Below are 25,920 nucleotides of genomic sequence, written 5' to 3' on the forward strand. Positions count from 1 at the left end.
TATGACACGTATTTTATTTTTTGGGCTTGCGCTTTTCTTTACTATCAACTTTTCTGCTCAACAGAGTGTAAATGATTATAAATACGTCATTGTTCCGGAAGGGTATATGTTTTTAAAGGAAAATGATGGGTATCAGTTAAACTCATTGACGAAATTTTTATTTAAAAAGTATGGTTTTGAGTCTTATATGCGAGGAGATGAATTGCCGGATGACCTAAAGAGGAATGGATGTAAGGGGTTAAGAGCTGATGTGAAAAAAAAACCAGGATTATTGAAAACAAAACTTATTGTTGATTTAATTGATTGTAATGGTAAGGTTATTTTTAGTTCTAAAGAAGGCGTAAGTAGAGAAAAAGATTTTAAAAAATCCTATCATGAAGCTCTTAGAGATGCATTTAAAGATGTAGATTACTTAAATTATAAGTATAATGGCAAACAGGAAGGTTCTGTAGAAAATAAAAATAATTCAGTTCAGCAGCCTAAGGTTTCAGCTCAACCAGTCGTATCAGAACAAGCTGTGGTGAGCAAAAAAGATGTGGTAGAGACATTAAATGAAGCTCAAGATAAAATTTCAGAAAATTTGTCAGTAACAAAAGAGGTTTCTTTTATCTATAATGAAGAAATATTCTTTTTTGAAAATAAAGTATACGGGTTTGAATTAGTACAAAAGAAAAATGCGAAATCTACTTCTATTGGGAAAGTTTTTAAATCGAGTAGAAAGAATAATTATATTATACAGGCTGGTGATTTAAGTGGTATTGGATATTTTGATGCATACGGAAATTTTGTTCTGGAAAGAATTAACCCAGTTACTAATAAGTTGATTACAGATATTTTTGCCCGTCAGTAATTCTAGTAATTGTATTTATCACCCCAACGTGATTTTAGAAAGGCTCTTAATGCATTTTCACGTTGATTGTTACCTGGCTCATAAAGTTTTGTATTTTCGATAGATTCAGGAAGAAATTCTTGATGTATAAAATTATTGTTATGATCGTGAGCGTATTTATAATCCTCGCCATAGCCTAATTCTTTCATTAACTTAGTTGGAGCATTTCTTATATGTAAAGGCACTGACAAATCTCCGGTTTGTCTCACTAATTGTTGAGCTTTATTAATAGCCATATATGATGCATTGCTTTTCGGAGAAGTTGCCAAATATACAGCGCATTGACTTAATACGATTCTAGCTTCGGGATAGCCTATAGTAGTAACTGCTTGGAAAGTATTATTAGCCATAATCAAAGCGGTAGGGTTGGCATTGCCAATATCTTCGGATGCTAGTATGAGCATCCTACGTGCTAGGAATTTTAGGTCTTCTCCTCCTTCAATCATTCTAGCTAACCAATACAGCGCTGCGTTTGGGTCACTTCCTCTAACAGATTTAATAAATGCTGAAATGATGTCATAATGTTGTTCTCCTGTTTTATCGTATCGTACTGTGTTCTGTTGTACAAGTTTTAAAACTAGATCATTGGTAATTATAATTTCATCTTGATCCTGACTGGAGACTATTAGTTCAAAAATGTTTAATAATTTTCTAGCATCTCCACCACTTAATCTAAGTAATGCTTCTGTTTCCTTGAGTTTTATCTTTTTTGATAGTAAATAGTCATCTTGTTGCATTGCTCTATCAAGTAGGGCTTCTAATTCTTTTTTTCCGAAAGGATTAAGAACATATACCTGACAACGGGATAGCAAAGCAGGGATTACCTCGAAACTCGGGTTCTCTGTAGTGGCTCCTATTAATGTAATCCAACCTTTTTCTACAGCTCCTAACAAAGAATCTTGCTGAGACTTACTAAAACGATGAATCTCATCAATAAATAAAATTGGATTTTTAGAAGTAAATAATCCACCGCTTTGTTTAGCTTTATCAATAACTTCACGTACTTCTTTTACACCACTATTAATAGCGCTAAGAGTGTAAAATGGTCGATCGGACTCGTTAGCAATGATATTAGCTAAGGTAGTTTTTCCAACGCCAGGAGGGCCCCAAAGAATTAGTGAAGGGATGATTCCTTTTTTAATTTGTTTAGTTAGTGAACCATCATCACCAATTAAATGCTCTTGGCTCAAATATTCTTCTAAAGATTTAGGGCGTATTCTTTCTGCCAGCGGTTTATTCATAATCACAAAGGTACTAAAGAGAGTTAAGTAGATATATTATAATTAGTAACTTTCTTCGTTATTCAATTAGCTTATGGCAATTTTTTTTTGATTTTAATTTCGAATTACTGACAAATTAGCGGTGTTTGGTTTTTGGATGGTTTTTTGATTTGTATCAAATACTTATGGAAAGAAGTAACGATTTTAGATTTAGTACGGGAGTTATTGGATATCCACTGTTATTTGTATTGGCTATCTGGATTACTTTTTGGTTTGAGATTCGCTTTGGCTTTGATTTTAATCATTTCGGGATATACCCCAGAACCTTAACTGGGTTTAGAGGAGTGTTTTTTTCTCCTTTTATTCACGGAGATTTATCACATCTATGGCATAATACATTACCGTTGTTAATTTTGTCGATGGCGCTCTTTTTCTTTTATCCGAAAAATTCTTGGAAGGTATTACTTTTAGGAACTTTGCTTACCGGTGGTATGACGTGGTTATTGGGGCGACCAGCGAATCATATTGGAGCCAGTGGTATTATTTATATGCTTTTTGGTTTTCTGTTTTTTAAAGGAATAATAGCAAAGCATTTTAGGTTAATAGCGTTATCGTTTGTAGTTGTCTTTATTTACGGAAGCATGATCTGGTATACTTTGCCAGTGGATCCGAAAATCTCTTGGGAAGGGCATTTATCTGGTTTAATAGTTGGAGTAGTATTGGCTTTTTTTATAAAAAAAGGAATTGCTAAACCAAAAGCGTATTATTGGGAATCTTCAGATTATAACCCCGATGATGATGAGTTTCTAAAGCATTTTGATGAAAATGGTAATTTTATAGAAAAACTACCCGAAGAAGAAATAGAAGATAATATCGAAATAGTATATGAATATAAGGCTAAAGACGATTCTTCTAAAGAGGATTAGTAATATTTTAGTTCTTAGATTCTTTGTCTAATAGACTCATATAAGAACACGCCACAGGCGACAGAAACGTTTAGGGAGGCTATTTCTCCATACATAGGTAATTTGGCCATATGATCAGCAATCTTTAATACAGAGTTAGAAATTCCTTTGCCTTCGCTACCCATAACAATAGCAGTAGGATTGGTTAAATCAATATCATAAATAGGGGAGGCCGCTTTTTCCGTAGCTGCCACTATTTGAATCCCTGATGCTTGTAAATAAAACATAGCATCTTTGATATGATCAACTTTACAAATCGGAATTTTAAATATAGCTCCGGCAGAAGTTTTTACAGTATCAGCGCTTACTGGAGCTCCACCTTTCTTCTGAATAATTATTCCATGCACACCAGTACATTCTGCAGTTCTAATAATTGCACCAAAATTACGAACGTCGGATAATTGGTCAAGAATCAAAAATAAAGGAGTCTTGCCAGATTCGATAACCTGTAGTACCAAGTTTTCTAAATCCTGAAATTCAATTGGTGCGATATGTGCAACAACACCTTGATGATTTTTGCGAGTTAGTCTATTAAGTTTTTCTATAGGTACAGAGGAAAAGTTTAGATTTTCTTTTTTAAGTAAACTCATCAACTCCTTGGCCAGTTCTCCTTGTAAACCTTTTTGAATAAAAAGTTTATCAATTGTTTTTCCAGAGTTAATTGCTTCAATAACGGCTCTTATTCCAAAGATTTGTGATTCGTTTTTCATGAATACGTATTGGTTTTAAAAGGTAAAGGTTGCCTAACTATAGGCAACCTTTACTGTTTTAATAATGTTAATTCTTTTCTAGTATATTAAAGAGAAGTAACAGTATATGTAGTTCCATCTTTTATGACTCTTGCAACAGAAATGGATGCTGAATCATAATCGCCAGGTGTACCATCCCAAGTTTCAGACCCAGCAGGTAGTGTAGCAGTAAACAAATTCACAGTTCCATCGGGTAATGAGTAAAATAGTGTGTATTCTATATCCTCAGTTGTTTGAGTTTCTGTAGTGTTAAAAATTTGTACTGAAAAAATAAATTCTCCATCAGGAAAATTAGATGCTATGGATAAAGTTTCATATCTACTTCCTGTTTGAGAAGGAGGATCTATATCACCAAGTCCAGTAAGAGTACCTCTTAAGTCAAGGTCGTTAGCTGGAGCACCATTCCAATCTATTAATATAACTGCATTACCATCAGCCGATACTGCTGGCAATCGATTATAAATATCAATGATAACTGGCTCAGAGCTTAAAGCTGTATTGTCATTATCTACCGGAGTAATAGTCTCCTCATCATCTTCCCCTTCTATATTTACTAATCTTACACCAGCAGCTGTAAGAGCCACTTTTTGAGGTTCATATGCAACTCCTCCGCCTATATTTAATGGAGTGATTGTACCGGAACCAGTTGTTTCACCATCTAATAACCTTACTTGTGTACTTGAAAGAACAGAAGCAGATTTTGAATCCACCTGGATTATTGCATCACTAGAAAAACCTTGAGGAACCGTGATATCAAAATCTAGATCACCACCAATACTAGTAAAAGTAGCGCTAGGAGTAACAGTAGCTGTTACACTTACAGATGGTGCTTCTGGCAATACGACGTTATTTAGTTCGTTATCTTCATCACAAGATGTAAATCCCGCAAGAATGATAGATAGCGATAATATATATTTATAGTTTTTCATATTATTATTGTTTTTGAAGGTTAAATGGATGCGCATTTCCTGCAAATGCATCAAAATCAACTACTAAATTGATTAAGCCACCAGCACATGGGAGTACTAATCCTGATACATCACCATAATTATCAGTAGCAAAGGCACCAGCTGCAGCATCAAAAGCTATTCCATCAGCTCCACGAGATACAGTTCCAGTAGTGAAATTTACGTTAAGTACTAAGTCATCAGCACCATAATCAGGGTATTCTCCACCAACAATAGTGATTTGACCATCACCAGGTCCAGCTATGATTTCTCTAGTAGCAGTTGTGATAGGAAATGTAGCTCCAAAACTAAAATTAAGAACATCATAAGTACCTACTACATCTGCAGTAGTAAACACAGGACATGCAAAAGTAAAATTAAAGGCCATTGCATTTCTGTATACTCCAGTTAATAGATTTGCAGAAGTGTTACCACCTGAAAGAATGCCAGTATCCCCATCAAAAACAGGAACTTGTCCAGTAAATGCAACACCGTCATTTCTCACGGCTTCGGCAACAAAAGCAAAGTTGTCACCAAAATCTAAATCATTTAATGGAATATTTAAAGCATCAGCTATCATTTGTGCACTAATTGTTAATGTAGCTGGAAAACTGTCAATTGTAATAAAATCATCTATAATAGAAACGTTTCCACCTACAGTTGCTATCATGTCTAATGAGTAGCTAGTGGTGTTTCCGTTTACATCTTCTACAGGCAAAGATATACTTGCTTCAGCAGGAACTGCAAAACTAACAGTAGGAGGCGCTATCTCATCTACAAAGCGTATAAATGCGCCTTGCGAAGCTGCAAAATCAGGCAAAGGATTTTTACTGTCATCGGTACATGAAATAATCATGGTTAATGACAATAAGACTAATATTTTATGTAAGTTTTTCATGTCTTTTGTAAATTAAATTAATCGATGAAGCCTGCAGGATTGTTATCCCAGAAAACTTGATCTGTAAGTTGATTAAAATTAAAATTAGGATTCACATTTACCTCATCTCCTGGTACTATAAATGATCTTGGGAATGGTGAAGCATCAATTGGATCCTCAAGTTCAGGAAGACCAGTTCTTCTGTAGAAGTTAAATGCCTCTATACCATTACCATAGGTAGTAATGTAATATTGCTCTATAATAATAGTCTGTCTCTCCGTATCGGTAGTAGCAGCATCATAATCACTTAATACACTATTAACAAAAGTATCTACATCAGCTGTACTTGGTATAAATGCAGCTTCAGCATCTGCAGCTCCAAAAGCCATTACTTTAGCGATATGATTTCTTACTCCTTCTTCTAAAAGAGTTCTAGGATCACCTGTAGTTCCTAAAGTTATAGCAGCCTCTGCTTGTATGAATTTTGCATAACTAGATAAAAGGATAGGGTTAATTCCTGCTCCGTCTAATCCTGTATTCAAAGTACCTGGCGTGTTATTGTCATTGTCAAATGCTCCTCCGCCAGGATACACTCCGTAAATAGTTCTGGCTAAGTTATCAGCTGGAATTCCTTGCGCATTAGTATGTTCTCTTCCCCAATAAAAGTCACCAATATAACATTGAGCTAAAGTGGTTGTACACGGCAAGTCATCACCAGATGGATCGGTTAAAGATTGTCTATAAAAATAGTATCGTAACCTAGGGTCATCACTATCTCTCATTGTTCTCATTAAGTCATTACTCATATAGATGGCTGCACCTCCAGGAAGATAATTTTCCGTAAAATAAGGGTGTCTACTTTCAGCCGGAGCACTGTCAGTTGTGTAATTAAATTGGAAATCATCACTTGCGTTTTCCATTAAATTACCACCTGCAATTAAACCATTAATTCCATTTGTTGCTCTAACAGCATCTATAGTACTAATTTGGTTATACATTTTTAATTTTAATGTATTTCCGAATTTAATCCAATTCGTCAAATCTCCATTAGGAAAATACAAATCGTTAGATATTACTCTACTAGTTTCTCCTTGCAATTCACTAATGCTTTCGTCAATCAATGTGAACATCTCTTCGTAAATCGCAACCTGATCATCAGGTGAAGGATTAAGAATTACTGGATCATTTGCCTCACTAAATGGAATATCTCCAAAAATATCTACAAACAGAGTAAACGTATATGCAGTTATCAATCCTCCTATTGCTTTTTGTTGAACTATATCTGGATTAGATTCAGCTAAAGATTCTAATAACAATCTATTTCCATTTATACGATAGCCTCTTGTCCAAACATTATCATCAGAAGGAGGGGCAAAAGCATTAAATGTAGTGTTCTCTATATTACTCTGATATGCGCCAAACATATTAGCTAATCTCATAGTAGTTGTGGCTTCATCTCTAACCCCTTCAAACAATCGATTTAAATCAATTTGCATTTGGTTTAAGATAAAGTTTGGATCGGCACTTTCAGGAGAAAGCGTATTTGGCGAAACTGTAAGGTCTAACTCTGTTGTATCACAAGATCCTAATAGGATGGCAACAGATGTAGCAACCCCTACAAAGTATCTACTTATATTATTTTTAATTTTTTTCATTTTCAATTTAATTTATTATTAAAAAGTAGCTTTTATACTAAAAGAATATCTTTTAGATGTAGGAGCAGTTTGGAAGTCTAATCCTTGTCCATTACCAACACCCGTACTTAATACTTCCGGATCAAAATTTAGATATTCAGGAAAGTTGTAAGCTTTGAACCAGATATTTTGACCAGATATCGCAAATGAAATACTTCCGAAAGGAGTCTTTGCTAACATTTCTTCTGATAATTTATATGCTAAGGTTACATCTCTTAATCTTAATGTTGAACCGTCAAAAACTTGACCTTCATTAGCTCTGAATACATTCTGGAAATAGATGTCATTTGCACCAATTTGAACTGTATTCTGTACTGGTTGTCCGTTAGCATCTAAAACAGGAAGTCCTGTAGTAGGATTTCCGACAACACCCGGTAATATTGTTGTAGATTCTCTATCTTCTGTATCTCTAGTAACACCTCTTGTTAGTAGGTTAGAGGCAGTATTCGAAAGGATATCACCACCGTGAGTATACTCTAATTGTGCTGATAGAGAAAGTCCTTTATAGCTAAAGGTATTGATAGTAGTCATTCTCCAGTCTGGATTTGGATCTCCAATAACAGCTAAATTGTCTTCAACAGGAACATCGTTACTCGTTAAATATCTTCCTTGTGTAGTTGTATTTGTAGCGTCCACAAGTATATTGCCATTGTCATCTCTTATGTAATAAGTTCCTACGATCACACCCAATGGTAAACCTTCTATTGCATAGTTACCTAATCCTCCGAATCCTGATGTTAAAATTCTTTCTTCAGGAATCTCTACAACTTCTGTTTCAGCAGCAGTAAAGTTATTCTGTATATTCCAAGAAAAAGAATCCGTTTTTACAGGTGTTAAACCTAAGGCAATTTCTATACCTTCTCCATCAATTTGACCAGCATTAAAAAATTGTGCTGAAAATCCTGTGGATGGAGCTAAGTTTCTTTGTAAGATTTGATCTTTTGATACTCTGGAATAAACACTAGCATCTAATGTTATTCTGCTGTTAAAGAAGTTTGCTTCAATACCTAATTCTATTTCTCTATGTAGTTCTGGCTTCAAGTCTGGATTAGCTAAAAAACCAGAAAATGTGTTTGTAGTAGTAGGACTAGTACTTGGACCAAATGCATTAGCTGTAGAGTTTAGCTGTTGCGCTGTTCTAAATAACGTTGGGAAACCTGCTGATGTTGCATAACCTCCACGTAATTTTAAAAAATTAAGAACATCACCTCTTAAACCTTCAAATGCTGAAGTAGGGATAAAGGATAAAGATGCACTTGGATAAAATATTGATCTATTTTGTGGTTGAACATTTGATACCCAGTCATTTCTTCCTGATACTGTTGCGTATAGGTAATCATTGTAATCTACCTTAACTTCACCAAAGAAACCAACTACATTTCTCTCGTCATTAAATTGTAAATCTACACCAGTTACAGGATCAAGACTATTATGATTAATATAATTGTCATGATTTTGTCGTCCAAAAACCACTTGATTCGTACTCGCAATTCCGTCTCTTGAAAACTCATCTCTTCTACTTTCAAATCCAACAAGTGCTCCAAATCTGAATCCACCAGCGCGATAACCATCAAAGTTTAAAATTGCTCTATGATTCAAAATTTCGTTAGTTGATGTAGTTGTTCTTAAGTAACCTACCTGATATTCTGCTCTTGCAACTGCTCCTTTGTTTACAGAAAAACGTTGTAAGTCAGTAAATGTATCAAGACCAAATGTATATTGTAAACTGATATGATCGTTAAAAGTATATCCTGCATTGAAAGATCCATATGCTCTTCTGGTATCAGAAGAAGTACCTGCATTGTCAAGTAACCAGTATGGGTTTTCGATATCAGGTCTATAGTAAACACTAGAACCGTCAACAGGATTTTGAAATGGTAAATTTGTTAAATCTATATTTCTAGGAATAAATAATAATCTTTGGAAAATAGTAAGTGCTCCAATACCATTACTCGCACTAATCGGTGGAGTTCTAAGAGTAGTGTTAACGTAGTTTAAAGTACCACCAACATTAAAATTATTTGATAATTTTAAATTACCACCAACACTAAAGCTATTTTTTCTTAAATTATTACTTTCGATATAACCATCCTCATCAGTATTGTTATAGTTTATACTGAAATTTCCTTTTTCAGAAGCACTCGATACACCAACAGATGTAGATCTACCAAGACCAGTTCTGAAAAAATCTTTTACATTATTTTCTGCAGCTTGGTAAGGAATTTCTATTCCAAAAAACTGTGGAAATAATTGGTCAAACCCTGGATTTCTTCCATTTGCATACGGATGGATAACAGTATCTATGTCAGAAAAAGCGGCACCCCAGTTACCTACGAAACCTGGATTGAAAGCTTGATCAGCTCCTTGTCCATATGTGTTTTGAAACTCAGGTAAGTTAGATATTTGAGTTATATATGTAGTGTTAGAAAAGCTTACCTCAAATTTCTTGTTGCTTTTTTCAGTAGAACCTGCTTTTGTAGTAATCAATATAACTCCATTTCTACCACGCGATCCGTATAGATTGGCTGCACTTAAACCTTTAAGAACACTTATGTTCGCGATATTATCTGGGTTTAAGTCTAATGTACGGTTACTAGTACTCGTAGTACCAGCTGTAAAACCACCAGTCGTATTAGGATTAGATTCGAAAGGAACCCCATCTACAATATAAAGTGGTTGGTTGTTACCAGTAATAGAAACGCTTGTTCTAATAAATACGTTTGTAGAACTACCTGTAGCACCACCTGCTCCTGTAATTTGAACACCCGGTATTTTACCATTTAATGCTCTGTTGATATCAGATTCAGGTTTTTGCTCAATTTCATCACTTTGCACCACCGTAACGGCATATCCTAAAGATTTTTTCTCTCTTCGAATACCTTGTGCAGTTACTACTACTTCTTCTAAGGTAGCAGCATCTTCAGCAAGTTGCACGTTGATGGAGTCTCCATCTCCAACTACAACTTCTTTTGTTGTAAAACCTAGATAACTAAATGAAAGAACTGCTCCTCTGCTTACTTCGATAGTATAATTACCATCAAAATCAGATTGCGTACCCTTACTAGTACCTTTTACAACGATATTTACCCCTGGTAACGGTAGACCACTATTGTCGGTCACATTACCTGAGATCGTTTTTTCTTGTGCAAACGTTAGTTGCACTACAAACGCCAGCAATAGCGTTAGAATTCCTCTAAACTTTGTTCTCATTTTATAATTTATTTGAATTAGCCAATGCCAAAAATCACAATAATATCTTTATAAAACAACTTTTTGATCCTAAAATTTAAAATATTGTTAAAGAGGTGTGTTAAAATATGAAACCCTTCTATAACGTTGTAGTAGAAGGGTTTTACTAATTTTGTTTATTTCTAGAATAGACTTTATTATGAGTTTTAACAAATTGTAAATTAATTTTTTTTGTAGTATAATTCTTTTGGAAAACCTTAGTTTTAAAATGATTATGTTTTATAAAGATATTATTGTGTTATTCCAATTTATATGTAAATAAGCTATCGTTGTTAGAAACGGATATTAGATATTCCTTTTCTTTATATTTAGTTAATCTTAACTTTTCAATCTGTTTTTTGAATGAATTTATGCCAATTTCAGTTAATAATTGGTAATTTTTATTCGAAATATGTTCGTTTTGATGGATTAAAAAATTAGTATTAGCGTTAAAAACACCATGATATGTACTAAGACCATTAAAATTACCTGCGGTTAATAATTGTTCAGATCCTGTTTTTTTGAAATCGTGTTTTATAAAACAATTTATCGGTGATAACTGAAGTGAAGAAGGGAATTTTCTAAATTTACTGAAATTATTATCATTATTAATAAGATAACCACTCGAAAGTGTATTAACGTCATAAACGGTTATTGATGAAGATGTATTCAGTTTTTTGATGATGTTTTCGATTGTTTCGTTTGCGTAACTCTTGTAATCTTTATACAATTTATTAATAAGTGGTAATTGGGATGCTAATTCGTCTTTAGAATTTACGGGATAATATTGTTGATTTATTGCGTAAGCTAGGATCGTTTCTTTTTTTCCGTTTTGATCAAAATCAGCATAATACATTCTTATTGGGGTTTGTGGCGTTGCCTTAAATTTCGTGTTCAATCCCCAGTTACCGAGCATAATATCTTGATCTCCGTCTTTATCAATATCAAAAGTCGTTATTGCTTGCCATAATCCTTTTAGGGTACTTAATCCTTCTATTTCTTTTAGTTTTCCTAATTGATTTATGTATATCCTTGGCTGATCCCATTCCGAAGTAATTAATAAATCTTTTATCCCGTCGTTATTAACGTCAGCCCAAGTAGCATCGGTAACCATACTGTTTAGAACAAAACTTGAGTCTTTTTCAAACATTCCATTCCCTTTATTTTTAAGGATGTAAGCTGGTGGTTTTTCCCCAAAACTTTCGGGATTTGACTTATTTCCTACGAAAATATCAATGTCTCCGTCTTGATCATAGTCATAGGGTCTTAGGGTAGAAGTGTTTAATAGGTTTTTAGGAATATTTTTACCTTTTTTAAAAACCCCATTCCCATTGTTTATGTATATTCTATCGTTTTGGTATAAAGAATCTTTTTTCAAAATAATGCCAGATGCGACCAACAGATCCTTGTCATTATCGTTGTCAATATCAATAAAAACAGCATCTACATCTTCACTTATAGAATCTTTTTCTATTTCGGGTGCAGATGTTTCCTTATAACCGTTAGTAGAACTAATGAACAGTTTAGATTTTTTATAGGAGGCGCCTCCTATAAAAATATCATCCATTCCATCATTATTGATATCACTTATCGCAATAGCAGGGCCTTGAGTTGAAACTTTATAAGGAATTAATTTGTCATTATTAAAATCATTATAAGAATCTTCTAGATGTTTGTATTGAATAAGATTTTCTTTTGTAAATAGTGAAGGTGTATTTTTTGTTATAACCGATATAGGTTTAGTTTCGCTGCAATAATTAATGGTAATATTGTTCGAAGGGCTTTCAGGATGAAATTTTTGTTTTGTTTGGTTGGGCCAAATAACAACAATGGAGTCGAGTCTATCGTTATGAGCTAAGCCAAAATGAAGTTTGGGCTCTACAGAAGAAATGAATCCTCTTGAAGAAAAGAGTTGCTTGTATTGAGTGTTTTTTTTGGAATACAAATATACTTTTGAGCCTATACCTAATTTGTTATGTTTTATATAGTCGAGTTTTATAGATAAGTTAGAATTGTTGTTTATGGAACTGGAATTATTTTCATAAATACTGGCAAAATCGTTAAGGTTGTTGGTGATAATATCTAGATCTCCGTCTAAATCTAAGTCAGCATACGCGGCTCCATTAGATAGGTTAGGAATACTGTTAATCCATTTTCCTGTTCTATTAGCAAAGGTTTTGGAATTTCCTTCAAATATTTGGTTAGAGGCTTTTCCTGTAGGCATTGCATCTAATGATTTAAGGAGCCAGTCATTGTTTTTGTTTGTACGCTTGGTTTTAAATGAATTAGAAAGATACCTCATAAAGTCTAGGTTATTTGGTCTTTTAGAAACCCCGTTGGTTATGAATAAATCTTGATGCCCATCATTATTAAAGTCGGCAAAAAGTGGGGACCAGCTCCAATCGGTCGCGGCTATATTATTATATAATCCGGTTTCGGTGAAATACATTCCATTATTATTTAATTGAAGCATGTTTCTGGCATATTGTTTTTGGTATCCCTGCTTAATAAGAAAGTCTTGAGTATTGTATGAGATATCTCCGTCTGATTCTTTTAATACTTTTTCATTATTAGGAAGCATATCTAAAGTAATTAAGTCCTGATATCCATCATTATTTATATCTGCAACATCACTACCCATAGAAAATCTGCTGGTATAGGCGAAATTTTTGGATAATTCATTACTAAAAGTTCCATCTCTATTGTTTATGTAATAATAATCATCTTCATGAAAATCATTACAGACATAAATATCATCCCATCCGTCATTGTTGAAATCCGCAATTGCTGCGCTTAGTCCATATCCATTTGCTCCTCCATAAATCTTTGCATCAAGACTTACATCATTAAACGTCGAACCATCATTTCTTAATAATCTATCTCCTATAAAGTCAACTCTTTTTCTTCTAATATACGAAGGCCCATGAGAGTTTTTAGTGTGTAACGCATGATTAACTATGTAAACATCTAAGTCATCATCTTTGTCATAATCAAAAAAATATGCTTGTGTGGCATATCCTTTAAGGTCTAATCCGTACTTTTTTGATTCTTCTTTGAAGGTTCCGTCTCCATTATTAATGAATAACTCATTACCTCCATTAAACCCGAGTATTTTAGTTACTGCGCAGACATAGATGTCAAGCAAGCCATCTCCATTAATGTCAGCCATCGTTGAGCCTGTATTCCAGTCAGAGTTTCCGCCGGTTCCTGATTTTTCAGTAATATCTTTAAATTTTAAATTTCCTTGATTTAGATAAAGCTTGTTTTTACCTCTGTTAGAAATTAGATAAATATCTGGTAAACCGTCATTATTAATATCTCCAACAGACACTCCGCCTCCATTATAATAGTATAAGTAGTTTACAATATTATACTTACTATCTTCTAAAATATTGTTCTGAAAATTTATCCCTGTAGATTCGTGATCCAATTTTGAAAATAAAAAGGAAGACTGTAAAGTTTCTTTTTCATTGCATGAAGCTAAGAAAAGAGGTAATATCAGGATTTTAATGATATTTTTCATTACTTAAAAGTAAAAAAGAGGTCGTTTATAAACAACCTCTTTTATTGTGTAAAAAAGTTTAACTTATTATATTATTCCAAAGATGATGGGATATTATTAAAATCTGATTCGAATGCTGGTACTGGCCAGTATTCCAGATATCCATAATTAATCGTAGCATTTGTGTTTAGTACAGCATTTTGATCTAGTACACGTGCACCTGTTCTAGAACCGGATGCTATGCCGTAACGACGAGCGTCATAAAAGGAAACAGCTCTAAAAATTAGTGCTAAACGACGTTCTTTTCTAATTTCTTCCAAAGCTTGATCCTGGGTCAAATTTGTACCAACTGTAGGTGCTAGTCCAGATTCTTGAAGGGTTCTTACAGCATCTAAATGAACAAGGCCGCCTTCGATATCATTGGTTCTCACTTTGGCTTCTGCTAAAAATAATTGATTTTCTTCAAAACTACCTGCATAATACATTGCTATTTCTTCAGCTTCATTCGATTGGATTGGTGATTCTACCTGCCAAAAATAAGAGGCTCCATATTGTATTCCTCTACCTCTTTGGTTAGGGAAAGGAAATCCATCATCTGGGTCTTGAATAAAGTATTCGTCGAACCGCTCATCTCCAGGATTTATATCTTGTATTAAACGATCACTCGGAAAGTACCAAAAACCTAATACCGCAGATGGTAACCAACCATTTGCAATAAACGAGGATTCTGACCTCATTACAAAAGCATTGCTATTTAAGGAAACACCATTGTTTGCTAGAGTAATCACTTCATTCCAATCAGCGGTACTCATATCATCCACCTTGGTGTTGTATACCAGATTCCGAACTCTTAAAGTGTTAATGTTTTCGAGCAAACCAGCCTTGCCTAAACCTCCAATATGACCAAGGAAGAAAGATGTAAAAGTACTGTCAAAACCACTGTCGTCTGTAACACTATTTAAAAGAGATTCTAATTCATCTAATAAAGAATTTGACTTTGCAATTATGGCAGTATTTGCAACAAACGCTGTACTTGGGATAGAAGTAGGGTTTGTAATTAATCCGCTATCATTGATTACACCAAGTTCGTATAGCGACCCTAATCTGCTGTAGCCATACGCTCTCCACCATAAGGACCAAGCAAGAAAAGCATCTTTGGTAACGTCGTCAGCGGGTAGCTCCGGTAAAGCTTCTGCAATCGTATTACTTTGCACTATAACGCTATACATATCTCTCCATTCGTATTGCAAAGCATTGTCACTACCGGCATCTCGGGTGTTTCTAATTGCGATCTCACCAGGTTGAGGACCTCCTGCAGGAGGAGTAACAACAGTTCCATCATCTAAAATAACAGATTCTGTTTGATTTATCCATCTTCCGCCAAAATTACCCCAAGGCATAGTAAGTACATCTCCCATGGTTTCATGATATCCATACGTAAACCATAGCATTGGACTTTCTTTTTCTGGCCCTACGCTTTCGAAAACATCTTCAGAAGAAATAAAGTCATAAATTCCTTTAGAAAAAGTAGTTAATCCATCAACATTTCTCAATGAAGCAACAGTCGGTAGATTATTATCTACTGGGTCAATGTCCGTGTCAAGGATATTATCCTGACATCCTGTTAAACAGGTTAGTATTAATATAAATACTATTGAGTTAAATAAACTTTTCATAGTTTTTATTTTTTAGAATGTAAGATTTAATCCAAAATTATAGCTCTTTACGTTTGGGTGCGTAAATTCATCAAATCCTCTTTGGAAGGTATTTCCAAAGCCTCTTGCTGCTTCAGGATCTAAACCTTTGTAATCTGTTATAGTTATAAGATTTCTTCCTGAAACGGTCAAGTTTATTTGATCGAAGGTGTCTGTCTTAAGTAACTTATTAATTTTAAATCTAAGACTAATGTCTCTGAAACGTATAAATGATCCATCTTCAACAAATTCTGAAGTAGGTACATTGGTGTTATAAAGAGATGTATAATAACTTACGAAAGCACCTGTTTGAACCGCTCCGGTAGGATCTTCAATAGAAACTGGTACGGCGGTGTCAGCATGCAATCCATTATTGTATAGCCATTGCCTTGCTCTATTATATACATCCAAACCTTGGAACCAATCAATTTGGAATGAAAGCCCTACAATATCGTTAAATAAAGAAATGTCATTTAAAAAAGTTAAAACAAAATCTGGTTGTGTACTACCTCTTACTTCTTTGTCTGGGCCGATAACTACATTACCCGTATTCTTATTTACAACATACCCTGAACTTGCTATGGTAAAATCATCTACATCCGCAGCAGGGATAATTCTATTTCCGCTGTTGTCTACAGCATCTAGGCTGGTAATAACAGGAAAAACAGAGAATGTACCTATTTCCTCACCTTCTTGTAAAACAAAATTGTCATTAACTACTACTGGAAGGCCATTTTCTATTCTGTCTAATGTGGCTGTAGATTTTGTAAAACGTACCCCAAAATCCCATTTAGTTTTTTGAGAATTGTACAAGCCAAGGTCTATCGAGGCTTCAATACCATCACTACTAATATCATAAGAGTTGTCGAAAACTGCAGAACCACCTGTACTTGTAGGGATTCCTAAATCAAAAATAGCCCCTTCTGTTTTACGATCAAAGTAGTTAATAGAACCGTCAACTCTACTAAACCAAGCACCATCATTAGGAGTAAAGGTGTAGTCGATACCAACTTCAGTTTCTTGAGATGTTTCAACTTCAAGATCTGGATTGGCAACTGTAGAAGGAATACTAGATAAAGCTTCACTACCCACTGTTGTTAAAGCAAACGTAAAGATATTTTGGCTAAATAGCGGTTGTATACCCGCTTCACCGTAAGCAGCTCTTAACTTTAATGAGTTCATAATACTAGAATCGAAAAGTTCTGCAATATTAAAATATGCATCAGCACGTGGGAACGTAAAGTCTAAACCATTCCCGAATCTATTGGAGAAATCTCTTCTAAAACCACCTGAGAACCCAAATAATGATTGGTAATCAAATTTTTGGTTGATTAAAAATCCATAGGTTCTAAAAGGGGATTCAAGAAAACCATTGAAGGTTTTTACAACAGCCTGGTTTATGTTGAAAGAGCCAAAAGGGCCTGCTGGAAGGTTAGTACCTGTTACAAGAGTTTGCCTCAATTCCTGATCTCTCCAATCAAAATTAAAAGTGGTAGTAGATGTAATTGGTACATTCAGCTTTAGGTCTTCATCGAAATCCAGCGTTAGATTTGCTGATAATAATAAGTTTTGAAAATATTCTTGAGTATCTATCTGGTTTATGATTCCCGTAATATTTGTAGGGATCGAACCTGATTGCAAATGACTGCTTTGGTTTTCCTGAAAGAAAGTAAAGTTTTGTGTGTAGGTGTCATATCCATATTTCATGTTTAATGAAAGCACCTTCAAAGGTTTGTATGTCAAGTCAAAATTAGCAAGATAACGGGTGATATTATCTTGTCTTGTTTGAGTTTCTCTAAAGAAAAAAGGATTAATAGAATTTGGATCAGTTGCATCAGGAGAAACCGTTAAGTCACCATCAGAATTTCTATTAAAGAAATTTACGTGAGGTAAATTCTGAAATACATTATTGATTAGGTTACTTGCATTTGCATTGTCTGTATTAGTTCCTGTATCATTGGTGCTATTAATAACATCAAATCGGGTGTTTATTTTTATTTTTTTACCCAAATCAAACCCTAAGTTTAATCGCGCATCATATTTTATGTATTTACCTTCGACTAGAACACTTTCCTGCTCTGATCGATTACCTGAAACTAAGTATGTAATATTTTCGGATCCTCCAGAAACTGTTATTCCTGTTGTAGTATTAAATGCGTCAGTAAATAAAATATCGGATGCTAAAAAGATTGGTTCGGCGAATGGTGTGTCGTTAATACCTTGTGCTCCAAGCATCGTTCCATTTACATCTCTTTCGTTTGGATCAACTGCTAAATATTGAGCGTTCCCATTTAGATTCGTAACAGGGGTTCCGTTTAGGTCGATTAAGAAGCCATCTGAATTGGTCGAATAATGATGTAAAGTTGCTCTATTTGCATCGTCATTTGTAATAGCAGAAGCGATACTAACGTTAGATCTAATGGATACTTTTGGAGCTCCAGCTTTACCTTTTTTAGTAATAATATTAATAACACCGTTGGCACCCTGAGCACCATAGATGGTACCAGCCGCAGCACCTGAGATTGTTTCTACTCTTTCTACGTTAGTGAAGTCAATATCTGCCAAACGAGAACTCTGATTGGAAGCACCACCTACACTGGTTTGGGAGGTGGAAACTTGAATTCCATCAATTAATATCATTGGTTGAGAAGAGTTCAAACTATTAATTGATCGTAGTATGATATTTTGTTGTTGTCCGGGTTGACCTGTTGTAGACTGGATGATGGTACCAGCAATTTTACCTTGTAAGGCCTGATCAACTGATTGGGCGCCCTGAACTTGTAAATCTTCAGCCTTAACTGAATTTACTGAAACACCTAATTTCCGTTTGCTGGTCCCGGAGGCAACACCAGTTACTACAACCTCTTCAAGAGCTGCCGCATCCTCCGAAAGTTGAACATTAATTTCATTGTTGCTTCCAACAGTAACTTCTTTAGTAGCAAAACCAAGATAGCTAAAAGTTAAAACTGCTCCAGAGTTAACATTTATAGTGTATTTACCGTCAAAATCTGACTGAGTTCCACTATTTGTTCCTTTTACTATTATGTTTACTCCAGGTAGTGGTATGCCTGTGTCGTCCGTAACTTTACCTGTTACAGTGCTTTCTTGCGCAAACGAGATTTGTGTGACCAATGCTAGAAAAAGCATCAGAATTCGATTTGTTTGTGATTTCATTATTGTTTTAATTATTAGAATTAGCCTATTCCAAAATTCTTAATAATATCTTAATAAAACAACTTTTGTTTGGTTGAAATCAGATTATTACTCTTACCATGTTAAAACAGGACATAATCCTTACTAAATTTTAGTAATCAGTGTTTTTTTTTGCTAATTTGTTAATCTTTGTTTCTGGAGTGTCGTGGGTATTGGCTTTTTCGTTATTGTCGTTCTTGTATTTTAAGGGTAATCGACTTTTTTTTAAATATTATATGGTTTAAGTAGCTATTGGCAGTCTTGTTAGTTGATTGTTATATTGAATTTTGGATTTAGTGTTTGTTTATAATGTTGTCGTAGATTTTTTAGTTCTAATGTGGTTGCTTATTGTTTTTTAAAATGACGCATTAAGGCTAATATGAACTTTTGTGTTAGAGAATTTGAAGTTCGAATCACTGTTTTTTCCATTTGCAAAGATTATTCTGAATAATCCTGTTTGAGTGTTTAGCCCTAAGCCAAACCCAAAGCTTGTTAGGTTTTCAGATAGTTTAGAGCTTTCATCTTCGAAATATGAATAGTCTATGATAGAATGAATATATAAGTTTGAAGATAATATGTATTGGTATTCTGTATTTAAGACATTAAATAAGGATGCATTGATGCTGTTTTCTTCAAAACCTCGTATTGAATTAATGCCTCCAAACCTAAATAATTCATTAGTGAATAGGTTGTCAGAGAAAATTGCGGAAGCAGTATTTTTTATTAGAATAGAATTTCTTCGGTTTAGTTCAAAAGTGTAGCTGATATCTATGCTTCCTTTTATTTGGTTGATGTTTTCAGTATCCGTTTTTCTGTTTCCAAACTCACCTGAAATAGCGTATTTATTTTTGATTGGAAATAAGTTGTTATTTTGTCTTCTAGTGTGGTTAAATCCAGCTGTGAAGAAAGATGATGAATAGTCGCTAATGTTTAAGGATGGTTGTGGGTTGTCGAGAAGATTATTCGAAGAAATAGCTTTGTATCCGACAAAAACACTCTTCTTGTCATTGATGAGATAGTTAAGATTTGCTTTTTGCTCAGTAATTAGAAAACTGGAATCTTTTTTAAAAATATCTAAACCAGCCTCTATGCCAATAGGAGTTTTTAGTATATAGGGTAGTGAAATGTTGGCTTGAAATCTTTGTTGCTCGTTTCCGTCACTTTTGTATATGAGATTAAGCTGTTCTCCATAATTCAGGTTGTTGATTAGGTTTAAGTTTAAATAGCCATTTAATTCTAGATCACCAGATTCGGTATCTGAAGAAAACCCAAGAAAACCATCAAAAGTATTTGCTGATTTTTTTTCAAGATATAGGTATACTTTGGTGGAGTCTTTCTCGAATAAAACCTCTGGAGCTTTAATGTTTTTTGCAAAACCAAGATTATCGATTTTCTTAGATTTTTCAATAATGCTATTTTTTTTAAAGACAGCTCCTTTTCGTATTCTACTATTATATTTTAAATAGGATTTTGGAAACTTGTTATAGCCTTTGATAATGATGTCATCAATTATTCTGGTTTTGCTTTTTGTGCTTATGAGTTTTGCTGAAATTTCATCTTTATTTTTTTTAATATTAATAAGTGATAAGTTGCTAAATGTGTTTCCTTGATTAACTAAGTAGTTTGTTAGAAGTTGAAGTGTTTCTTCTGTTTTTTTAAAGGGTATAGAGAAGTGTTTGTCAGTTACCTTGGTTGATATTTGGTGTAAGGTTTCTTTTGGGATTAATTCCTTGTTGTAAGAAATGGTTAGTTTGGTGTATTCCTTATTTAGTTCAAAAAGACCTGTAAACAGCGAATCAGATGTTTTTTCAACTTTAACCAATCTGATGTCGAGATATCCGGATTTTAAAAGCTTTTTTTGGGTGATATTGATTTCTGCTTTTAAATTTAGAAAATTCTTAAAATGCTTTTTGTATCCAATACTATCGATTTTTAAAGTTTCAATGGAATCCTGTCCTTTAATAGATAGATTTAGAATTGGGTTTTGTGCATTACAAAATGAATGTATACATACATTAAGGAGTACAATGTAAAATAAAGATGTTTTCAATTTGCTTTTTAATAGTGCTAAAATAACGGAAAATAGAGGGATTTCTTACGGTTTAATAATATGATTTTAAATCTATTTGAAAATTAATGCGTTAGGATTTGAATTGCTGAAAAATATTTCTACCTTTGCAGCCCTCATAAAAGAGGTATTGTAAAATATATTTAAATAATAGTGTAAAGCAAATTATGCCAACAATTTCACAATTAGTAAGAAAAGGTAGAGCCAAAATAACTAAGAAGAGTAAATCGGCTGCTTTGGATTCGTGCCCGCAACGCCGCGGTGTTTGTACGCGTGTTTATACTACTACACCAAAAAAACCAAATTCAGCTATGCGTAAAGTAGCTCGTGTTAGGTTAACAAATGGTAAAGAAGTAAACGCATACATCGGAGGTGAAGGTCACAATCTACAGGAGCACTCGATAGTATTAGTTAGAGGTGGAAGGGTAAAAGATTTACCAGGAGTTAGGTATCACATTGTTCGTGGAGCTTTAGACACCGCTGGTGTTGAAGGAAGAACGCAACGTAGATCTAAGTATGGTGCAAAACGCCCTAAGAAGTAATTAAAAAACTTTAAGAAGAAGACATGAGAAAAAGAAAGGCTAAAAAAAGACCTATTTTGCCGGATCCACGTTTTAACGATCAGTTAGTGACTCGTTTTGTAAACATGATGATGTGGGACGGAAAGAAATCGGTTGCTTTCAAAATTTTCTATGATGCAATTGATATCGTAGAAGAGAAAAAACAAAACGAAGAAAAAACTGCTTTGGAAATGTGGAAAGATGCGTTGTCTAACGTAATGCCACATGTAGAGGTAAGAAGCCGTCGTGTTGGAGGTGCTACCTTCCAGATTCCTAACCCAATTAGACCTGATAGAAAGATATCTACTGCTATGAAGTGGTTGATTCAGTTTTCTCGTAAGAGAAATGAAAAGTCTATGGCTCAAAAACTTGCTGCAGAAATTCTTGCTGCAGAAAAAGAAGAAGGAGCTGCGGTTAAGAAAAGAGTTGATACTCATAAGATGGCTGAAGCAAATAAAGCATTCTCACACTTTAGATTTTAATCACGAACAGAAATGGCTAGAGATTTAAAATATACAAGAAATATTGGTATTGCTGCGCACATTGACGCAGGAAAAACTACGACAACTGAGCGTATTTTATATTATACGGGAGTTAGTCACAAGATTGGTGAGGTGCACGATGGTGCTGCTACAATGGACTGGATGGAACAAGAGCAAGAAAGAGGTATTACAATTACTTCTGCTGCAACCACTTGTGAGTGGAAGTTCCCGACAGAAAATGGTCAAGCAATAGATGATACAAAAGGATATCACTTTAATATTATTGATACTCCGGGTCACGTTGATTTTACGGTGGAAGTAAATCGTTCTCTTCGTGTACTTGATGGGTTGGTTTTCTTGTTTAGTGCTGTGGATGGTGTTGAGCCACAATCAGAAACTAACTGGAGGCTTGCTGATAATTATAAAGTTCCTCGTATAGGATTCGTAAATAAAATGGACCGTCAAGGATCTAACTTTATGGCGGTTTGTCAGCAGGTTAAGGATATGTTAGGTTCCAATGCTGTCCCAATCGTAATGAATATTGGTGATGAGGCGGATTTTAAAGGGATCGTAGATTTGGTGAAAAACCGTGCAATTGTTTGGCATGATGAAACACAGGGGTCTACTTTTGATGTTATTGATATTCCTGAAGAATTAAAAGAAGAAGCAGCTGAATTAAGAGGTAAGCTAATTGAAGAGGTTGCAGCTTATGATGAAAATCTTCTTGAAAAATATATGGAAGATGAGGATTCTATTACAGAGGATGAAGTGCATGCTGCATTGAGAGCTGCTGTAATGGATATGTCAATCATTCCTATGATTTGTGGTTCTGCATTTAAGAATAAAGGAGTACAGTTTCTTTTAGATGCGGTATGTCGTTACTTACCTTCTCCAACAGATAAAGAGGGTATAGTAGGAGTTAATCCTAATACGGATAAAGAGGAACTTCGTAAGCCTGATGTAAAGGAGCCATTTGCTGCCTTAGCGTTTAAGATTGCTACGGATCCTTTTGTGGGACGTTTGGCATTCTTCCGTGCGTATTCAGGTCGTTTAGATGCTGGTTCTTATATATTGAATAACCGTTCAGGTAAGAAAGAGCGTATTTCACGTATTTACCAGATGCACTCTAATAAACAAAATGCTATCGATTATATCGAGGCAGGAGATATTGGTGCAGCTGTAGGTTTTAAGGATATTAAAACTGGTGATACAATGACTGATGAAAAAAATCCTATTGTTTTAGAATCAATGGATTTTCCTGATCCGGTAATTGGTATTGCTGTTGAGCCTAAAACGAAAGCAGATGTAGATAAATTGGGTATGTCTTTGGCTAAATTGGCAGAAGAAGATCCTACGTTTACGGTAAGAACTGATGAAGCTTCAGGACAGACTATTATCTCTGGAATGGGTGAGCTTCACTTGGATATTATTGTAGATCGTTTGAAGCGTGAGTTTAAAGTAGAAGTTAATCAGGGTCAGCCACAGGTTGAATATAAAGAAGCTATTACGCAATCTGCTGATCATAGAGAGGTTTATAAAAAACAGTCTGGTGGTCGTGGTAAATTTGCTGATATTGTATTTACAATTGAGCCAGCTGATGAAGGTGTAGTAGGTCTTCAGTTTGAGTCTACTATCAAAGGTGGTAATGTTCCTAAGGAATTCATTCCTTCAATTGAGAAAGGATTCAAAATGGCTATGGTAAATGGTCCATTAGCGGGGTATGAAGTTGATGCTGTGAAAGTGACATTGAAAGATGGATCTTATCATGATGTGGATTCGGATCAATTATCTTTCGAATTGGCTGCTAAATTAGGGTTTAAAAACTCTGCAAAAGCTGCGAAAGCGGTTATAATGGAGCCTATTATGAAATTAGAAGTTATTACTCCAGAAGAGAATATGGGTGATATCGTAGGTGATCTTAATAGACGTAGAGGACAGGTTAGTGATATGGGTGATAGAGCTGGTGCAAAAACTGTAAAAGCTACTGTGCCACTTTCAGAAATGTTTGGATATGTTACAACGTTAAGAACATTGTCATCTGGTAGAGCAACATCTACTATGGAATTTTCTCACTATGCTGAGACTCCTTCTAATATTTCAGAAGAAGTAATTGCAGCAGCAAAAGGAGTTAACGCTTAATTTTACAGAAATGAGTCAAAAAATTAGAATAAAACTAAAATCTTACGATCATAACTTAGTAGACAAGTCTGCAGAGAAGATTGTTAAGACCGTTAAGAGTACTGGAGCTGTGGTTACTGGCCCAATTCCATTGCCAACACATAAGAAGATTTTTACAGTATTACGTTCTCCTCACGTTAATAAAAAATCTAGAGAGCAATTTCAACTAAGTTCTTATAAAAGACTTTTGGATATTTATAGCTCATCTTCAAAAACGATTGATGCGTTAATGAAGCTAGAATTACCGAGTGGAGTAGAAGTTGAGATCAAAGTGTGATAGAACTTTCTAAGTAAGAAAATCTTACGATAAATGTCCCAAGCTGCGTGCGAGGGAAAAACGGCAAAAAAATACATTCAGGGTTGAAGTATTTTGACCCTGTTTTTTTGCAAAACAATAAGTAGAATACTAATTAATAATTAATAAATATGTCTGGGTTAATAGGAAAAAAGATCGGCATGACTAGCATCTTCGACGAAAATGGAAAGAATATTCCATGTACGGTTATCGAAGCTGGGCCATGTGTGGTTACCCAAGTCAGAACTGAAGAAGTGGATGGTTATGAAGCTATTCAATTAGGTTTCGATGACAAAGCAGACAAAAATGCTACTAAAGCGGCTTTAGGTCACTTTAAAAAAGCAGGAACTGTTGCTAAACGTAAAGTTGTCGAATTTCAAGGTTTTGATGAGGAGTACAAATTAGGAGATACAGTAACAGTAGATCATTTTGCTGAAGGAGAGTTTGTTGATGTTTCAGCAACTTCTAAAGGAAAAGGTTTTCAGGGTGTTGTTAAAAGACACGGCTTTGCTGGTGTTGGTCAAGCAACACACGGTCAGCACAACCGTTTAAGAGCTCCAGGTTCGATAGGTGCAGCATCTTACCCTGCTAGAGTATTCAAAGGAATGCGAATGGCCGGAAGAATGGGTGGAGATCAGGTAAAAATTCAAAACTTAAAAGTGTTAAAGGTAGTTGCTGAAAAGAACTTACTTGTTGTGAAAGGGTGTGTTCCTGGACATAAAAACGCTTATGTAACGATTCAGAAGTAATGAAGGTAGCAGTAATCGATATTAACGGAAAAGAAACAGGAAGAAAGGTAGACCTTTCTGATGCTGTTTTTGGTATAGAGCCTAATGATCATGCTGTGTACTTAGATGTGAAGCAGTACTTGGCAAATCAACGTCAGGGAACTCACAAAGCTAAGGAGCGTGCTGAGATTGTAGGTAGTACAAGAAAGATAAAGAAACAAAAAGGAACTGGTACGGCTAGAGCAGGTAGTATTAAATCTCCTATCTTCAAAGGTGGAGGTAGAATTTTTGGTCCAAGACCTCGTAATTATTCTTTTAAATTGAATAAAAATTTAAAAAGATTAGCGCGTAAATCTGCACTGAGTATTAAAGCAAATGAGAAGGCAATTACAATTGTAGAAGACTTTACTTTTGATACGATTAAAACTAAGAATTTTACTACTGTTTTAAAGTCTTTAGGGCTTGATGGTAAAAAATCTTTATTTGTGTTGGGAGAGTCAAATAAAAATGTATATTTGTCGTCACGCAATTTAAAAAGCTCCGAAGTTATAACTTCCTCAGAATTAAGTACTTATAAAATACTTAATGCGAAGAATGTTGTTCTTTTGGAAGGTTCTTTGAAAGGAATTGAAACGAATTTAAGTAAATAGAA

18 protein-coding genes are annotated in these 25,920 nt (G+C 34.6%); 8 read left to right on the forward strand and 10 right to left on the reverse strand.

What is annotated here, in order from left to right; translation table 11 throughout:
* Position 1 precedes the first annotated feature (1 nt).
* Entirely contained in the window at positions 2-850 is an 849-nt protein-coding gene (locus D1818_RS19790; protein WP_147406097.1) for a hypothetical protein, read from the forward strand.
* A 2-nt stretch (positions 851-852) separates the two neighbouring features.
* On the opposite strand, the gene D1818_RS19795 is transcribed toward D1818_RS19790, so the two are convergent.
* Entirely contained in the window at positions 853-2,130 is a 1,278-nt protein-coding gene (locus D1818_RS19795) for a replication-associated recombination protein A (protein ID WP_118461043.1), read from the reverse strand.
* A 164-nt stretch (positions 2,131-2,294) separates the two neighbouring features.
* Here D1818_RS19795 and D1818_RS19800 point away from each other — a divergent pair, with 164 nt between their 5' ends.
* Entirely contained in the window at positions 2,295-3,035 is a 741-nt protein-coding gene (locus D1818_RS19800) for a rhomboid family intramembrane serine protease (protein ID WP_118461045.1), read from the forward strand.
* A gap of 14 nt (positions 3,036-3,049) precedes the next feature.
* On the opposite strand, the gene rlmB is transcribed toward D1818_RS19800, so the two are convergent.
* The 9 genes from rlmB to D1818_RS19845 all read right to left on the reverse strand — a co-directional run bounded on the left by rlmB (position 3,050) and on the right by D1818_RS19845 (position 21,007).
* Entirely contained in the window at positions 3,050-3,784 is a 735-nt protein-coding gene (gene rlmB / locus D1818_RS19805) for a 23S rRNA (guanosine(2251)-2'-O)-methyltransferase RlmB (protein ID WP_118461047.1), read from the reverse strand.
* An 86-nt stretch (positions 3,785-3,870) separates the two neighbouring features.
* Positions 3,871-4,752 (reverse strand): hypothetical protein, encoded by an 882-nt coding sequence (locus tag D1818_RS19810; protein WP_118461049.1) that lies wholly within the window; start codon positions 4,750-4,752, stop codon positions 3,871-3,873.
* A 4-nt stretch (positions 4,753-4,756) separates the two neighbouring features.
* Positions 4,757-5,668 (reverse strand): hypothetical protein, encoded by a 912-nt coding sequence (locus D1818_RS19815; RefSeq protein WP_147406098.1) that lies wholly within the window; start codon positions 5,666-5,668, stop codon positions 4,757-4,759.
* 17 nt (positions 5,669-5,685) lie between these two features.
* Positions 5,686-7,302: a SusD/RagB family nutrient-binding outer membrane lipoprotein gene (locus D1818_RS19820; protein WP_118461054.1), complete on the reverse strand. Its 1,617-nt coding sequence runs from the start codon at positions 7,300-7,302 to the stop codon at positions 5,686-5,688.
* 18 nt (positions 7,303-7,320) lie between these two features.
* Positions 7,321-10,551: a SusC/RagA family TonB-linked outer membrane protein gene (locus D1818_RS19825; protein ID WP_118461057.1), complete on the reverse strand. Its 3,231-nt coding sequence runs from the start codon at positions 10,549-10,551 to the stop codon at positions 7,321-7,323.
* 277 nt (positions 10,552-10,828) lie between these two features.
* Positions 10,829-14,092 carry a VCBS repeat-containing protein gene (locus D1818_RS19830; RefSeq protein ID WP_118461059.1) on the reverse strand — a complete coding sequence of 1,088 codons (3,264 nt, stop codon included), beginning with the start codon at positions 14,090-14,092 and terminating at the stop codon, positions 10,829-10,831.
* Positions 14,093-14,163: 71 nt separating this feature from the next.
* Complete coding sequence (locus tag D1818_RS19835; protein ID WP_118461061.1) at positions 14,164-15,747, reverse strand: RagB/SusD family nutrient uptake outer membrane protein; 1,584 nt, start codon at positions 15,745-15,747, stop codon at positions 14,164-14,166.
* 12 nt (positions 15,748-15,759) lie between these two features.
* Entirely contained in the window at positions 15,760-18,939 is a 3,180-nt protein-coding gene (locus D1818_RS19840) for a SusC/RagA family TonB-linked outer membrane protein (protein ID WP_118461063.1), read from the reverse strand.
* Positions 18,940-19,312: 373 nt separating this feature from the next.
* The gene (locus tag D1818_RS19845) at positions 19,313-21,007 is read right to left on the reverse strand and encodes a ShlB/FhaC/HecB family hemolysin secretion/activation protein (protein WP_118461065.1); all 1,695 of its coding nucleotides are present in this window, start codon (positions 21,005-21,007) and stop codon (positions 19,313-19,315) included.
* Between the two features lie 185 nt (positions 21,008-21,192).
* Between D1818_RS19845 and rpsL the strand changes: the two genes are divergently transcribed.
* The 6 genes from rpsL (at position 21,193) to rplD (ending at position 25,918) form a co-directional block, all read left to right on the forward strand.
* Positions 21,193-21,567 (forward strand): 30S ribosomal protein S12, encoded by a 375-nt coding sequence (rpsL, locus tag D1818_RS19850; RefSeq protein WP_024770883.1) that lies wholly within the window; start codon positions 21,193-21,195, stop codon positions 21,565-21,567.
* 23 nt (positions 21,568-21,590) lie between these two features.
* Positions 21,591-22,067: a 30S ribosomal protein S7 gene (rpsG, locus tag D1818_RS19855; RefSeq protein WP_118461067.1), complete on the forward strand. Its 477-nt coding sequence runs from the start codon at positions 21,591-21,593 to the stop codon at positions 22,065-22,067.
* Positions 22,068-22,079: 12 nt separating this feature from the next.
* Complete coding sequence (fusA, locus tag D1818_RS19860; RefSeq protein WP_118461069.1) at positions 22,080-24,206, forward strand: elongation factor G; 2,127 nt, start codon at positions 22,080-22,082, stop codon at positions 24,204-24,206.
* Between the two features lie 10 nt (positions 24,207-24,216).
* On the forward strand, positions 24,217-24,522 hold the full coding sequence (gene rpsJ, locus D1818_RS19865; RefSeq protein WP_010181931.1) for a 30S ribosomal protein S10: 306 nt from the start codon (positions 24,217-24,219) through the stop codon (positions 24,520-24,522).
* A 149-nt stretch (positions 24,523-24,671) separates the two neighbouring features.
* Positions 24,672-25,289 carry a 50S ribosomal protein L3 gene (gene rplC / locus D1818_RS19870; protein WP_118461071.1) on the forward strand — a complete coding sequence of 206 codons (618 nt, stop codon included), beginning with the start codon at positions 24,672-24,674 and terminating at the stop codon, positions 25,287-25,289.
* Positions 25,289-25,918 carry a 50S ribosomal protein L4 gene (gene rplD / locus D1818_RS19875; RefSeq protein WP_118461073.1) on the forward strand — a complete coding sequence of 210 codons (630 nt, stop codon included), beginning with the start codon at positions 25,289-25,291 and terminating at the stop codon, positions 25,916-25,918. The genes rplC and rplD overlap by 1 nt, the downstream gene beginning before the upstream one ends.
* The last annotated feature ends 2 nt before the right edge of the window (positions 25,919-25,920 follow it).

It is taken from the genome of Aquimarina sp. BL5 (assembly GCF_003443675.1).
Lineage (GTDB): Bacteria > Bacteroidota > Bacteroidia > Flavobacteriales > Flavobacteriaceae > Aquimarina.

Coding starts and splice junctions, on each gene's coding strand:
- rlmB (WP_118461047.1), bottom strand. CDS start 3,784: ATGAAAAACGAATCACAAATCTTTGGAATAAGAGCCGTTATTGAAGCA.
- rplD (WP_118461073.1), top strand. CDS start 25,289: ATGAAGGTAGCAGTAATCGATATTAACGGAAAAGAAACAGGAAGAAAG.
- D1818_RS19815 (WP_147406098.1), bottom strand. CDS start 5,668: ATGAAAAACTTACATAAAATATTAGTCTTATTGTCATTAACCATGATT.
- D1818_RS19830 (WP_118461059.1), bottom strand. CDS start 14,092: ATGAAAAATATCATTAAAATCCTGATATTACCTCTTTTCTTAGCTTCA.
- D1818_RS19825 (WP_118461057.1), bottom strand. CDS start 10,551: ATGAGAACAAAGTTTAGAGGAATTCTAACGCTATTGCTGGCGTTTGTA.
- fusA (WP_118461069.1), top strand. CDS start 22,080: ATGGCTAGAGATTTAAAATATACAAGAAATATTGGTATTGCTGCGCAC.
- D1818_RS19795 (WP_118461043.1), bottom strand. CDS start 2,130: ATGAATAAACCGCTGGCAGAAAGAATACGCCCTAAATCTTTAGAAGAA.
- D1818_RS19840 (WP_118461063.1), bottom strand. CDS start 18,939: ATGAAATCACAAACAAATCGAATTCTGATGCTTTTTCTAGCATTGGTC.
- D1818_RS19790 (WP_147406097.1), top strand. CDS start 2: ATGACACGTATTTTATTTTTTGGGCTTGCGCTTTTCTTTACTATCAAC.
- D1818_RS19810 (WP_118461049.1), bottom strand. CDS start 4,752: ATGAAAAACTATAAATATATATTATCGCTATCTATCATTCTTGCGGGA.
- rpsG (WP_118461067.1), top strand. CDS start 21,591: ATGAGAAAAAGAAAGGCTAAAAAAAGACCTATTTTGCCGGATCCACGT.
- rpsJ (WP_010181931.1), top strand. CDS start 24,217: ATGAGTCAAAAAATTAGAATAAAACTAAAATCTTACGATCATAACTTA.
- D1818_RS19820 (WP_118461054.1), bottom strand. CDS start 7,302: ATGAAAAAAATTAAAAATAATATAAGTAGATACTTTGTAGGGGTTGCT.
- rplC (WP_118461071.1), top strand. CDS start 24,672: ATGTCTGGGTTAATAGGAAAAAAGATCGGCATGACTAGCATCTTCGAC.
- rpsL (WP_024770883.1), top strand. CDS start 21,193: ATGCCAACAATTTCACAATTAGTAAGAAAAGGTAGAGCCAAAATAACT.
- D1818_RS19835 (WP_118461061.1), bottom strand. CDS start 15,747: ATGAAAAGTTTATTTAACTCAATAGTATTTATATTAATACTAACCTGT.
- D1818_RS19800 (WP_118461045.1), top strand. CDS start 2,295: ATGGAAAGAAGTAACGATTTTAGATTTAGTACGGGAGTTATTGGATAT.